The 12,590-nt window shown below is 62.2% G+C and carries 15 protein-coding genes and 1 pseudogene; 9 read left to right on the forward strand and 7 right to left on the reverse strand.

What is annotated here, in order from left to right:
- Positions 1–361: 361 nt before the first annotated feature.
- Complete coding sequence (gene speG, locus G3O00_RS10175; RefSeq protein ID WP_011353608.1) at positions 362–919, reverse strand: spermidine N1-acetyltransferase; 558 nt, start codon at positions 917–919, stop codon at positions 362–364.
- Between the two features lie 436 nt (positions 920–1,355).
- On the opposite strand from speG, the gene G3O00_RS10180 reads away from it, so the two are divergent.
- The 3 genes from G3O00_RS10180 to G3O00_RS43925 all read left to right on the forward strand — a co-directional run bounded on the left by G3O00_RS10180 (position 1,356) and on the right by G3O00_RS43925 (position 3,345).
- Positions 1,356–1,604: a DUF2795 domain-containing protein gene (locus G3O00_RS10180; RefSeq protein WP_011353609.1), complete on the forward strand. Its 249-nt coding sequence runs from the start codon at positions 1,356–1,358 to the stop codon at positions 1,602–1,604.
- Positions 1,605–1,713: 109 nt separating this feature from the next.
- Positions 1,714–3,072: a sensor domain-containing diguanylate cyclase gene (locus G3O00_RS10185; RefSeq protein WP_011353610.1), complete on the forward strand. Its 1,359-nt coding sequence runs from the start codon at positions 1,714–1,716 to the stop codon at positions 3,070–3,072.
- A 150-nt stretch (positions 3,073–3,222) separates the two neighbouring features.
- A complete protein-coding gene (locus G3O00_RS43925; RefSeq protein WP_021157980.1) occupies positions 3,223–3,345 on the forward strand; it encodes a hypothetical protein in 123 nt (40 codons plus the stop codon).
- Between the two features lie 124 nt (positions 3,346–3,469).
- Here G3O00_RS43925 and G3O00_RS10190 read toward each other — a convergent pair whose 3' ends face one another.
- On the reverse strand, positions 3,470–4,246 hold the full coding sequence (locus G3O00_RS10190) for a hypothetical protein (RefSeq protein WP_241025073.1): 777 nt from the start codon (positions 4,244–4,246) through the stop codon (positions 3,470–3,472).
- A gap of 437 nt (positions 4,247–4,683) precedes the next feature.
- Here G3O00_RS10190 and G3O00_RS10195 point away from each other — a divergent pair, with 437 nt between their 5' ends.
- The 4 genes from G3O00_RS10195 to G3O00_RS10210 are packed head-to-tail and all read left to right on the forward strand — an operon-like array spanning position 4,684 to position 6,742.
- The gene (locus G3O00_RS10195) at positions 4,684–5,220 is read left to right on the forward strand and encodes a PAAR domain-containing protein (RefSeq protein ID WP_174933728.1); all 537 of its coding nucleotides are present in this window, start codon (positions 4,684–4,686) and stop codon (positions 5,218–5,220) included.
- The gene (locus tag G3O00_RS10200) at positions 5,220–6,035 is read left to right on the forward strand and encodes a hypothetical protein (protein ID WP_174933726.1); all 816 of its coding nucleotides are present in this window, start codon (positions 5,220–5,222) and stop codon (positions 6,033–6,035) included. Before G3O00_RS10195 ends, G3O00_RS10200 begins: the two co-directional genes overlap by 1 nt.
- On the forward strand, positions 6,032–6,385 hold the full coding sequence (locus tag G3O00_RS10205) for a hypothetical protein (protein ID WP_174933724.1): 354 nt from the start codon (positions 6,032–6,034) through the stop codon (positions 6,383–6,385). The genes G3O00_RS10200 and G3O00_RS10205 overlap by 4 nt, the downstream gene beginning before the upstream one ends.
- A gap of 3 nt (positions 6,386–6,388) precedes the next feature.
- Positions 6,389–6,742, forward strand: a complete 354-nt coding sequence (locus G3O00_RS10210; protein WP_174933722.1) for a hypothetical protein — start codon at positions 6,389–6,391, stop codon at positions 6,740–6,742.
- Between the two features lie 134 nt (positions 6,743–6,876).
- On the opposite strand, the gene mnmE is transcribed toward G3O00_RS10210, so the two are convergent.
- Positions 6,877–8,271 (reverse strand): tRNA uridine-5-carboxymethylaminomethyl(34) synthesis GTPase MnmE, encoded by a 1,395-nt coding sequence (mnmE, locus tag G3O00_RS10215; RefSeq protein WP_206142890.1) that lies wholly within the window; start codon positions 8,269–8,271, stop codon positions 6,877–6,879.
- Positions 8,272–8,608: 337 nt separating this feature from the next.
- On the opposite strand from mnmE, the gene G3O00_RS10220 reads away from it, so the two are divergent.
- On the forward strand, positions 8,609–9,040 hold the full coding sequence (locus G3O00_RS10220; RefSeq protein ID WP_011353614.1) for a transcriptional regulator: 432 nt from the start codon (positions 8,609–8,611) through the stop codon (positions 9,038–9,040).
- 104 nt (positions 9,041–9,144) lie between these two features.
- On the opposite strand, the gene yidC is transcribed toward G3O00_RS10220, so the two are convergent.
- The 4 genes from yidC to rpmH all read right to left on the reverse strand — a co-directional run bounded on the left by yidC (position 9,145) and on the right by rpmH (position 11,774).
- Positions 9,145–10,812, reverse strand: a complete 1,668-nt coding sequence (yidC, locus tag G3O00_RS10225; protein ID WP_011353615.1) for a membrane protein insertase YidC — start codon at positions 10,810–10,812, stop codon at positions 9,145–9,147.
- Between the two features lie 8 nt (positions 10,813–10,820).
- A complete protein-coding gene (gene yidD, locus G3O00_RS10230) occupies positions 10,821–11,087 on the reverse strand; it encodes a membrane protein insertion efficiency factor YidD (protein WP_006750110.1) in 267 nt (88 codons plus the stop codon).
- A gap of 75 nt (positions 11,088–11,162) precedes the next feature.
- On the reverse strand, positions 11,163–11,624 hold the full coding sequence (rnpA, locus tag G3O00_RS10235; protein ID WP_206142891.1) for a ribonuclease P protein component: 462 nt from the start codon (positions 11,622–11,624) through the stop codon (positions 11,163–11,165).
- A gap of 15 nt (positions 11,625–11,639) precedes the next feature.
- Positions 11,640–11,774: a 50S ribosomal protein L34 gene (rpmH, locus tag G3O00_RS10240; RefSeq protein ID WP_004198824.1), complete on the reverse strand. Its 135-nt coding sequence runs from the start codon at positions 11,772–11,774 to the stop codon at positions 11,640–11,642.
- A gap of 420 nt (positions 11,775–12,194) precedes the next feature.
- Between rpmH and G3O00_RS10245 the strand changes: the two are divergent.
- A pseudogene (locus G3O00_RS10245) lies at positions 12,195–12,518 on the forward strand (DnaA N-terminal domain-containing protein); the annotation flags it as partial.
- Between the last annotated feature and the right edge of the window lie 72 nt (positions 12,519–12,590).

Here is a 12,590-nt window from a genome sequence, read left to right on the forward strand (position 1 = left end):
TAGCGGCGGATTGTCGCACCCCGTGCGCAGCCCGTTTTTCGCACCATGCGCAGGCGGGACGACGTGCGCTGCATGGAGAACGGGCCCGCGCCGCCGGGCGGAAAGCGTTGCGCGACAAGACTTTCAGCAAAATTACAATGCGGCGATTGAACGGTTTGGATAATCCATTTCGCTATCCGGATCATTTTGATGCGCTGCACATAAAGTCATCCGAAACGATTCGACTTTACCGCAACGCGGAATCGCATTTACCTGATACAAGAAAAATGCCAGGTATAAGCGAATCCGTATTTATCCGTAGTTCTCCGCATGGTTTCGGCGCCCGCGGAAGCCCCGCCGCAAGCGCCTTTCGCCAGCGTGTTTACCCTGCCTTATTTGGAGTGGATTGCTGGTGCTCGAAATAATCGCGTTGAAAAATGCACATGCGATAAGCGTTGTGATACGCGCCGTTTCCGAAAAATTCTTCCTTCAATTCGGCCTCGTGCTGGAATCCGCATTTCTCGTACACGTGAATCGCCGCCGCATTGGACGTATCGACAATCAGGTACAGCTTGCGCATGTTCAGCACCTTGAACGCGTACTCGATCGCAAGGCGCGTCGCCTGCCCCGCATAGCCGCGCCCCTGGCATTGCGGCGCGATGATGATCTGGAACTCGCCGCGGCGATGGATGTAGTCGAGTTCGATCAGCTCGACGAGGCCGACCAGCTCGCCTTGCGCGTCGACCGTGACGAAGCGGCGCTCGCGCTGGTCGTGCACGTGGCGGTCGTACAGTTGTGACAGTTCCGAGAAGGTTTCGTACGGCTCCTCGAACCAGTAGCGCATGATTTTTGCGTCGTTGTTCAGCTCGTGGACGAAGCGCAGGTCCTGGCGCTCCAGCGGCCGTAGCGCGAGCGTGTTGGTATCGTTCTGGAGTTGCATGTTCATGTCCTTTTTGATGCCGGCGCACGTGCGGCAAGGCCGCATCCGGGCCTGTTTCGCACTGTAAGAAATTGAACGCGGGCGAAGTTCAGAGCCTAGAATGGGAGCAAGGGTTCCTGCCACCGCAAGGAGGCTATCGTGTTCGAGCAAGTCATACTCGGAATATTCCTCGTGCTGCCGCTCGTCATCGTAGCGGCGCTGTTTTCCGACGAACTTTGGCAGGAACATCGGCGCCAGCATCCGCGCGACGAAAACGCACCGCACATCGACTGGAAGCATCCGTGGCGCCGCGTGCGACGCGAGCATTGAGTCGATCGCCGCTCGTCCGCGGCGCGTGCCGGCCCGGCCGCCCTGGCAGGTGAACGCACAACGCGCCCCGTTACGCACCCGAATACCGCACCAGCCGCCCAACCCGCTCACTCCGCGAGACGCCGCCGTGAACGACCAGCCCGCCCAGCCTCCGCACGACATTCCCAACGAAACGATCGACCTGCAGATCGCCGACGTGCTGGCGGCCGTCCGCTACCCGGCCAACAAGGATGCGATCGTCGATGCCGCGCGCGACGCCGGCGCCAGCAACGACGTGCTGTCGATGCTCGACGGCCTGCCCGAACAGGACTACGCGGACGTCAACGCCGTCACGCAGTGGGTCGCCGGCAACTTCGGCCCGGGCCTCGGGGTTTGAGCGCGCACCCATAACGCGATAGGATCAGGCCGCACCGGTCGCGCAGCGGCCGGTTGCCTGTCGCCCGGCGCAAGACCGGGCGTTTCCGCCTACGTGCCCGGGGAACACCATGGAAGGCATCCTGATCCAGCACACGACACGCCGTCAGCTCTGGTTCGGCGCACTGACGGCGCTCGTCATCGTGCTCGCGCTCGGGATCGCCGCGCCGCACGCGAACGTTGCGCTGCCGGCCGTCGAGCCGTTCATGCCGATGTGTGCGCTCACCGTGTTCACCACCGCGAGCATCGCGGCGTTCTTTCTTGGCGCGCAGTTCACCGTGACGCGCCAGCCGGTGCTCGGCGCGCTCGGCGGCGCCTACGCGTTCACCGCACTCGCCGTCGCGCTGCAGCTGCTCACCTTTCCCGGCGTGTTCGCGCCGCACGGGCTGTTCGGTGCGCAACCGCAAAGCGCCGCGTGGATGTGGATCTTCTGGCATGCCGGCTTCCCGAGTTTCGTGATGGTTGCGCTGCTCGCGCGCGAGCGGCTGGCGCGCGCACCGATCGGCGCGCGGCAGACACGCTGGTGGACGCTCGCGCTGATCGGCGGGCCGGCTGTCGTTGCCGGGCTGCTGTGCCTGTTCGTGCTGAACGTGTCGCTGCCGCCCGCGTTTCATCCACCGGGCGACGCGGCCGTGCTGCCCGTCAACGCCGTCGCACTGGTCGTGTGGCTGCTCAACGCGCTGGCGCTCGTGGCCGTGCTGGCCACCGGCCGGCTGCGCACGACGCTCGACCTGTGGCTCGCGATCGCGGTGCTCGCGTGCCTGACCGACACGACGCTGAACCTGATGAGCACCGATCGCTTCACGGTCGGCTGGTATCTCGCACGCGTGTTCAGCATGTTCACGCCGGGCGTGCTCGTGTGCGTGCTCGCGTGGGAAGTGACGATGCTGTACCAGCGGCTGCTCGAGGCGCACGCGACGCTGATCCGTTCGTCCGCACGCGACGGCTTGACGGGCGCGTTCAACCGCATGCACTTCAACGATCATTTCCACACGCTGTTCCTGCAGGCGCGACGGCAAGGCGAGCCGCTGTCGCTGCTGATGGTCGATGTCGACCGCTTCAAGGCATACAACGACGCGTTCGGTCACGTGAAGGGCGACGCATGCCTGATCGCAGTGGCGAATGCGCTGGCCGGCGCGGTACGGCGGCCGGCGGACATCGTCGCGCGCTACGGCGGCGAGGAGTTCGCGATCGTGCTGCCGAACACGGGCGCGCGCGGCGCGCGGGTCGTCGCCGAGGAAGCGCGCGAAGCGGTGCTGCGGCTCGATCTCGCGATGCCGACCGCACCCGCCGGACGCGTGAGCGTGAGCGTCGGCTGCGCGACCGTGTCGCCCGACGATCTGTCGACACCCGATGCGTTGATCGAAGCCGCCGATGCCGCGCTGTATCGTGCGAAGGATACGGGGCGAAACAGGGTCGTCACCGCCTGAAAACGTCTGCTGTTTGGCTATTTGTTACGGTCATTGTGACCGGAATAATCCGCCGTTACGGATTGCGGAACAGGGAAACGATCGCTTACAGCCGGTGTTGCGGGCGCTCGCTATGCTGGGTTTCATATTGAACCCAAGCAGGTGAACGCGATGAAGAAGACCCTTTTGCTGATTGCCGGCGTCGCCGTGCTGTTGAGCGGCTGTATCGTGGTGCCTGATGGTGGCGGGTACTACGGTGGTGGCGGGTATTACCATCACCGTCATTGGGATTGATGCCGTGAATTGCGGGACGCTTTGGCAGATGGATGGCTGAAGCGTCGTCGCGAGCGGGTGATGCTCGTCGGCATCGGCGATTGGATCGCCCGACGCAGAATCGACGACCCGATCCACGAAACGATCAGGCCGAGCGAGTCAGCTCCGCATGCATCAGAAATACCTGCAGCGCAGCGCGCGTTTCATAATGGAGGCGTTCGAGCCGCGCATCCTTTTTTGCATCCTTGATCAGGTTGCCTCGCCCGTCCCGCTTGTAAGGTTCGCCCAGCAGTTCGGCCATGTCGAACTGATAGTAGGTGCGATCGCCATAAGGCCGCTTGCCGTCGATATAGGGCATCGGCCAGATATCCCCTTCAGCCAGCACATCGTCGATCGAGTTCGCATCGGCGGTCGTCCAGTTGGCGCCTCTCAGCACGGCGAGATGCGTGGCGCGAAATTCGAAGCGACCTGACGCATCGACGCCGCTTTCCTTGAACGCGAACAGCTTGCGAAGCGCCGGCGGGATTGTGTATCGCCCGGGTGCCAGCGTGCCGGCAGTCGTTACAAACACTGGTACGAGATGTCCAAGCTCGGCCAGCGTGCGGATGGCAAGTGCCTCGTCGTTGGATTGGATTGCCGCTTTGACCAGAGCGACCATAGGTCCGTCACCGATCAGCGGGCGCATCGGGTCGATCCCCCCCGCACCGGATTCAACCGGAAGCCACATCACTCGCAGCTTCTTGATCAGCGCGGCGTGACGCGAGGTCAGATCGGGAAGTGATGCTCCATCGGCAAAGACGGCGCGGATAATCGCGTTGCGATCGGCCGGCCCAGGCGGCACGGAAGAACTCGATGTGACACGTGCGGCAAGCATCGGCAGCGCAGCGAGCGAGCTCAGAAATTGGCGGCGGTGCAGTGGCATGGTTGAACGGTGTACGGTGAGGTCAAATCAGGTTGGCCGGCGCCGATGACCGTCTACGCCCTTTGCCAACTGGCAACTTTGACACGGCACCAACTCACAGCGAATTCAACTCGCGAAATTTAGCATTAGGTCCGACGGCATGCCATCCGGCAACACTGCCAGGCGGCTATCTCGCATGCAGATTTTCGCTGAAAACCACGTATGTAAATCTTCACATCCGGAAATTTCCAGCTTTAGCCGCGACATGACTCATTTAAGACAACGCCCCATCAAGACGATTGCCATCAAATTATTTTTCGCAACGATCAGGTCAACCGTACAAACATTTCCCTTCTAGCCACTCGGCCATTCAGTTCGCAAGAGTTAACAGTAATTCTCTTGCCAGCGGATTATCTGCATGATAAATAATCACTCGCACCAACACTCAGTGACTCGACATGCGACGCAGCTACCTAAAAATCGGCGATAAATCGTCAGTCGGGGGTATTGTCATTGATGGAATTCCCGGCATGACACATGGCGGCACCGAACTCACGTTCCTTGGTGCGAAAGTCCAATGCCCCGCTTGTCAGTCACTGGGCATAATCACCGCTCGCGGACCTCGATGGCCTGGTTCCATGATGGGAAAAGAGCGCGCACTGGAAAACGATTTGTGCGTGTGCAAGTGCTCGCCGCCGCCAGTCATGATTGCATCTCAATCCGAAATCTTCGAGGAATTCGAGGGTGGCGCATTGGCTAGTATGGGTTTTGCAGAAAATGGCGAATCGATTCAGCACGCACTCAATGAATACGACCAGCACTTTCGCATCATCAATAGCGATGGCGAGCCCGTCGAGGGCCTGCCCTATCTTCTCAAGAGTGCTGATGGAACGATCGTGAAGGGCGTTACGTCGACCGCCGGGATCACTGAACTGGTCTCTGCCAACGATGCACATGAGGTTCAATTTCTGCTTCACATCGCGAGGGACGAATAATGCAGCTAGCCATCGGCCCGATGACGCCAAAGAATGAACGAAAGCCCATCACGGCGCAATACAAGATCTACTGGATTCATCAAAACCACTGGAATGCACAGTGGATTGCAAAATATCACACCGCAGCATCGTCGCTGGCCAAAGAAATACAGGCCCGCCGGGTCAACATGTCCAAACTGGACAGTGAGCCCATCGATGGCTCACCTACGGGCGGCAACGAGACGAATCGATTCACGTGCGAGGACTTCGCATTTGAGGTACTGATCGAGTTCGCCTCTCGCAACAAACTGCCACTGAAAATTGTGACCGAATCTGCAATCTTCAAGAACATCGATCAAGACTACAAATCCGGAAGCAAAACAGCCCCACCGACACCGGCCGGGTTTGCCCTCGATGTTGCCTATGCCAGTGGTGCTCCCGACGTACCAAAGAATTCCGTACCAGTAGCGGACAGCGATCTGCTGCCGGGTGACCTTTTCGTTGAATTCAACAGCGGTCATATTCAGGTCGTGACTGGCGTTGCCCCCGGCAAGATCGATATCATGCAAGGCAACTTCCCGGGCCCCGGAGAAACACCGAAGCGAAAATGGGCCAGCTATCTGGAGCTGGGTCCGTGGCTGCGCTCAACTAACGATGGCAACCGGGAAAGTTCGAACTATCTGGGCGCCCCCGTTCAGGACGCCAGCTATGAGCAGCGCGGCGGCAAGTGGATGTATCAGCGCCACTACGGCAGCTATCAAAACTGGGACAGTGACGTTTGGGGAACGATGAACAAGCACGTACGCTGGAACTTCGCTGAATTCAATAATCTATGAGACTGAAATGGGTTGTGGTGATATTACTGGCGCTGACCCTCTGCTACCTTGGTGCGGGTGCCCCTGCCGCCCACTTGCTGCTCAAACCGGCGGTTATCTCTGATGGTCTGACGCTGAAGGCAATCACCTACCACTGGACAAATCGCTTCGATCGGGCGATCCCGGAAGCCGAACTGCTTGCAAGCCGCTTTTACGTGCTGTTGCTCGCCACTGTTAGTGCGCTGGCCGCCCTATCCGTGCTTGGAGCTCACCGCAACGCCAAGCACTTCACCGCTGCGCTTGGTTGCGCTCTCGCCTTGCTCGTTATCCTGGTCTGCGCACAGACGCAGGCCCTCTACACACTGGGATGAAGCATGAAAGCACGAGCCCAAGTTGCGTTGTCAGCCGCCGCGTCGATCATCTCGATAGCCGGACTCGCCTTTGTCGTCGGGACGCTCATTCATCTGCGAAACCTGGATCAGTTGCACCGTCTCCTGAGTTACGACTATATGAGCTTTGCAGACAGCCACGCTGACGGCAGTCTCGGCAGCATCGCCAACGACTTTTTCACCGGCATCGCCCTCGTTCTCATCGGTAGCGTCCTGTTTACGAAAGTCGAAAAAGCGCATCGAGTCGCCAGAATTGTTGCCGCGTGTCTCTTCGTCTTCGTGGCGTTCTCGCTTGCCTATGCCTGCGCAAACCTTCGCATTGGTATCAAGCCGTATTGAGGAGTACGCGGGCATTCGGTCGACCGACCATCCGCTCCGAGATCTTTTGCCGCATCGCAATCCTGCCTGGCGTCAGCGATGCAAACGCCTTCGGTGTAGCTCACTGCGTGTCTCCGTACGTTCGGATGACCTGATCACTTCCCGATACAAAACCTGCTGAAAATCACCCCCAGCAGATCATCCGAAGTGAATTCCCCGGTAATCGCATTGAGCTGTTCCTGCGCGAGCCGCAGTTCCTCGGCAAACAGATCGAGTGACTGCGCGCGCTGCTCCGCGTGATCCGCCGCCTGGGCCAAATGCTCCTGCGCGGCCCGCAATGCGATCAGATGCCGCTCGCGCGCAAGATACACACCCTCGGCCCCCGCCTGCCACCCTGCGATCCGCAGCAGCTCCGCGCGCAGCATGTCGATCCCGTCGCCGCGCTTTGCCGACAGATGCACCTCGGTCAAATCACCTTCTGCCGCCGGATGCTCGACGCACGCCGCCACACCGGTCAGATCCGTCTTGTTCAGCACGCGCACCACCGGCACGCCGCCCGGAAACCGTGCCGCGATCGTCTCGTCATCCGCCGTCATCCCGTTGCGCGAATCCAGCAGATGCAGCACGACATCCGCCCGCTCGATCTCGCTCCACGTGCGCGCGATGCCGATCCGCTCGACCTCGTCCTCCGTCTCGCGCAACCCGGCCGTATCGATAATGTGCAGCGGAATCCCTTCGACCTGGATCGTCTGCGCGACCTTGTCTCGCGTCGTCCCGGCAATCGGCGTGACGATCGCCAGCTCCGCGCCGGCCAGCGCATTCAGCAACGACGACTTGCCGACGTTCGGCTGCCCCGCGAGCACAACCGACAGCCCTTCACGCAGCAACGCCCCCTGCCGCGCGTCGCCCAGCACGTGCGTGAGCTGGGCACGAATCTTCGCGAGCTTGCCGCGCGCGTCGGCCGCTTCCAGGAAATCGATCTCTTCTTCCGGAAAATCGAGCGTCGCCTCGACCAGCATCCGCAGCGTGATCACGTCGTCGACGAGCGCATGGATCTGCCGCGAGAACGCGCCGTCGAGCGATCGCCCGGCCGACCGCGCCGCCGCTTCGGTGCTCGCCTCGATCAGGTCGGCCACGGCCTCGGCCTGCGCGAGATCGAGCTTGTCGTTCAGGAACGCGCGCCGCGTGAATTCGCCAGGCTCCGCGAGCCGCAGCCCGAAACCGCGCCCCGCATCGAGGCAACGCTGCAGCAGCAGTTGCATCACGATCGGCCCGCCGTGCCCCTGCAGCTCGAGCACGTGCTCACCGGTGTACGAATGCGGCGCCGGGAAATACAGCGCGATCCCGCGGTCGAGCGGCGCGCCGTGCTCGTCGAGGAACGGCACGTAGCTCGCGTGGCGCGGGGCGAGCTTCTGCCCGCACAACGCGTCGATCAGCGGCAACGCGGCCGCCTCGCCGCCGCGCCCGAACGACACGCGGACAACCCCGATGCCACCCCGGCCGGCAGCAGTGGCAATGGCGACGATCGGATCGGAATCGGTAGCGAGCATGGGAATCGGATGAATCGGGTGATCAAGTGAATGTGGTGCGCCCGCGCAACAGTTCGGGCATCGGAACGCCGGCATTGTAGCGTGCCGGCACACGCGCCACCGGCCGCCGCGCAGGATTCGGACACGCTCGAATTTATCCCGCCGGGGATAAGCCAAGTATCAACCCGGCGCCATATCACAGCCACCGTTTCGGACGAGTATGCCTGCTGGAGCGGCCCAACGCTGTGGCCCTCAATTTCACTGCACACCCCGATCAAGACCGGGATTCGTCTGAATAGGATACGTTTATCCCGAATGGTTGTCTGAAACGCGGCGGTGAAATTGCACAATCTCCCCCATGCCGACATCCGAAGAAAAAGCCGCGTTCTCGGAACGCCTCAAATTCGCCCTGCGGCGCAGCCCGGAGAAGGTCACCGGTGCGACTGAGCTGGCGAACCGATTCAATCTGCGCCACCGCGGAGCGCAGCCCGTTTCGCCGCAAACCGCGCACAAATGGCTGACGGGCCGCACGATCCCGACGTCGGACAAACTCGCCACGCTCGCCGAATGGCTGCGCGTCGACGTCCACTGGCTGCATTACGGCCCGTCGCCGAGCGTGATCGAACACCCGACGCCGCAACCGCTCCCGCGCGATGAACGCTATCCGCCGACGCCCGAGACGATCGAACTCGCGTCGAAGATCGAGGCGTTGTCGCCGCATCATCGCTACCTCGTGCAGGAACTGGTCGAGCAGTTCTACGGCGACTCGGGCGAATCGAAGAAGGCCTGAATCCGCCCGGCCCCGTAAAAAAACAAAAAGCCGCATGGGCGAACCATGCGGCTTTTTTTCGTGCATCGCGGGGCGAACATGCCGCCCCACGTATGCAACGGGCGTCAGGCCGGTTTCTTCTTGGCCCCGCCGAGCTTGCGCGTGATGTAGTACTGCTGTGCGATCGACAGCACGTTGTTCACGACGTAGTACAGCACCAGGCCGGCCGGGAAGAAGAAGAACATCACCGAGAACGCGATCGGCATGAACTTCATCATCTTCGCCTGGACGGGGTCCGGCGGGGTCGGGTTCAGGCTCGTCTGCACGTACATCGAGACGGCCATCAGCACCGGCAGGATGAAGAACGGATCGCGCTGCGACAGGTCGTGAATCCACAGGACCCACGGCGCGCCACGCATTTCGACCGACGCGAGCAGCACCCAGTACAGCGAGATGAACACCGGGATCTGGATCACGACCGGCAGGCAGCCGCCGAACGGATTGACCTTCTCGGTCTTGTACAGCTCCATCAGCGCCGAGTTCATCTTCTGCGGATCGCTCTTGAAGCGTTCGCGCAGCGCCTGCATGCGCGGCGTGATTTCCTTCATACGCGCCATCGACTTGTAGCTCGCAGCCGACAGCGGGAAGAACACGGCCTTGATCAGCAGCGTGAGCAGCACGATCGACCAGCCCCAGTTGCCGATGTAGCTGTGGATCTTCTCGAGCAGCCAGAACAGCGGCTTCGCGATGATCGTCACCCAGCCGTAGTCCTTCACGAGTTCCAGGCCCGGCGCGATGCCTTCGAGCATGCGCTCTTCTTCCGGACCGGCGAACAGGCGTGCCTGCACGTCAGCCGACTGGCCCGGTGCGATCGCGGCGACCGGCTGCTTCACGCCGACGCGGTACAGCGTCGGATCGATCTTCTCAGCGTAGATGTCGCGCTTCACGCCCTGCTGCGGAATCCAGGCCGACGCGAAGTAGTGCTGCACCATCGCGACCCAGCCGTTGTCGGCGGAGGTCACGTAGTCGGCCTTGTTCTTGTCGAGGTCGCTGAAGTTGATCTTCTGGAAGTGCTTCGCGTCCGTGTAGACCGCCGGCCCGAGGAACGTGTGCGAGAACATCGGTGTTTCGACGGCCGTGTTGTCGCGGACGAGTTCCATGTAGACCGTCGGCGTGACAGGCGCCGTGCCGACGTTGTCGATCTTGGTGTCGACGCCGATCACGTAGCTGCCGCGCGTGAACGTGTAGGTCTTCACGACCTTCACGCCGCCCTTCACCGGCGATTCGAACGACAGCTTCAGCGCGTTCTGGTCACCCGTCAGCGACGTCGTGCCCGGATTCAGCTGCGTGTAGACGTCGTTGTGGTTCGGGAAATCGCCGCCGAGCAGGCCCGAGCGTGCGAGATACGTGTGGCCGGCCGTGTGGTCGAACAGCGTGATGTACAGGTCGGGCTGCTTGCCGTCGCCCTGCTTCTTCAGCGTCAGCTTCGCGAGCGTGCCGCCGCGCGTGTCGATTTCGCCGTCATACACGTCGGTCGAGAACTTCACGAGCTGCGCCTGGGCGGCCGGTGCCGTCGTCGACGGTGCGGCGCCGGCTGCGGCGGCAGGCACTTCACCTGCGGTCGTCGTCGTCGCGCCCGTGCCCGATGCACCGCCGGCAGCGGCCGCGGGGGCCGTCTGCGTGGCACTCGGGAAGAACATCGACGGGCGTCCATGGGACCGCTGCCAGTTGTCGTACAGCATGACAGCTGACATGAAGAAGATCACCCATAGGACGGTGCGTTTGATATCCATGCGTTGTCTCAGAGTCGATGGGACCGCGCGTCGGCTTCGCCGCGAGCGCGAGTGTCGGAGTTGGGCGGCGGGACGAGGTCGATGCCGCCCGCGGAAAACGGATGGCATCGGCACACGCGCCTGACGGCGAGATACGTGCCGCGCGCGGCGCCATGATACTGGATTGCCTCGCGCGCGTAATCCGAACAGGAAGGATAAAAACGGCAACGGTTGCCGAGCATAGGGCTCACGGCAACCTTGTAGAAGCGCAGCAAGGCGATCAATACCGTTTCCATACCTTGGGCGACGCCGTTCGGCGCCGCGTCAAAACCGGCCGGGCAGGCGCGAACGCCGCACCGCGGACGGATGCGTCACTCGGACGCGGGCTTCGACGCGCGGCGGGCGATCTCCCGGACTGCCCTGTCGAGCAGTTCGCGAATCTCGGCCGCACACATCGCCGCGAGCGGGGCGGAAGCCGCGCTCGGCAGCGCTTTCTTGTCGAAGCGCGTGTGCTGCCGCAGCAGCAGGTCGTAACCGGCGAACTCGGCCCGGCGCAGGCGAAACGCATCGCGCGCCAGCCGCTTCACGAGGTTACGAGTAACCGCACGCGGCGCATACTTCTTGCCGACGACGAGCCCCAGACGCGCGGACTCACCCGTCGGCCTGCCGTAAATCACGAAGTGCGCGGAGCGCCGCCACGGGCGCAAACGAAAAACGGATGAAAATTCATCCGTTTTCAGAAGTCGCGCAGCTTTCGGGAAGGCGGCTTTCGTCTGCGACGGATTCGCACCCGGCTCGACGGCACCTTCCGCAGGACTGCGGACGGCGGACACAGCGCGCAACCTGCCTTAGATGGCCAGGCGCTTGCGGCCCTTCGCGCGACGAGCGTTGATGACCTTGCGGCCACCTGCCGTCTTCATACGGACGCGGAAGCCATGGGTGCGCTTGCGGCGCGTCACGGACGGTTGGTAAGTACGTTTCATGATGTTCTCACTTGTTCGAGAATGTCGAAATTCAGGGGACCGCGTGCCCTAACCGGAGGCATTCGGGCGAACGCAATCGCCGGGAATACAGGATTGGTTTTCGCGGAACCCGCTATTTAAACCGTTTTTCTGTTGACGGTCAATACTTTAGGAGTCGATCGCCTGTGCCCGCCCCGGCCGATCCGGCCCCGCGCCCCACACAACCGGCCTGTGGATAACTCGCTCTGTGGCCGCGTTTGGCGGTAGAATCTCGCCTTATCTCCAAGAATCCCGCACGCCGCTTCGGCTCGCGCCTGCCCCTCCAACACTGTGACGCAGGCGTCCGAGGCACGCTCGCACGACCGCTTCGGGCCTTGTTGCGCTACCGCGACAAGGGCGCCGGCGAGCCGCGCTGTGCACGCAAAAAACGACAGTTACTTGATGAACGATTTCTGGCAACACTGTTCCGCACTGCTGGAGCGCGAGCTGACGCCCCAGCAGTACGTGACGTGGATCAAACCCTTGGCCCCGGTGGCCTTCGATGCGTCGGCGAACACGCTGTCCATCGCCGCGCCGAACCGCTTCAAGCTGGACTGGGTCAAGAGCCAGTTTTCGGGACGGATCACCGATCTGGCCCGCGAATTCTGGAACACGCCGATCGAAGTCCAGTTCGTCCTCGATCCCAAGGCAGGCATGCGCAGCGCACCCGCCGGTGCAGCACCGGCCGCCCCGCGCGCGCCGCTGGCCCCGACCGGCCCCGCCGCGAGATCGGAAGAGCGTCGTGGAGGGAAAGAGGGTAAGATAATGTGAAGATCTCGGCGGACGCCGTGCGAGGAA

It is taken from the genome of Burkholderia sp. Ac-20384, assembly GCF_017104605.1.
Lineage (GTDB): Bacteria > Pseudomonadota > Gammaproteobacteria > Burkholderiales > Burkholderiaceae > Burkholderia > Burkholderia lata.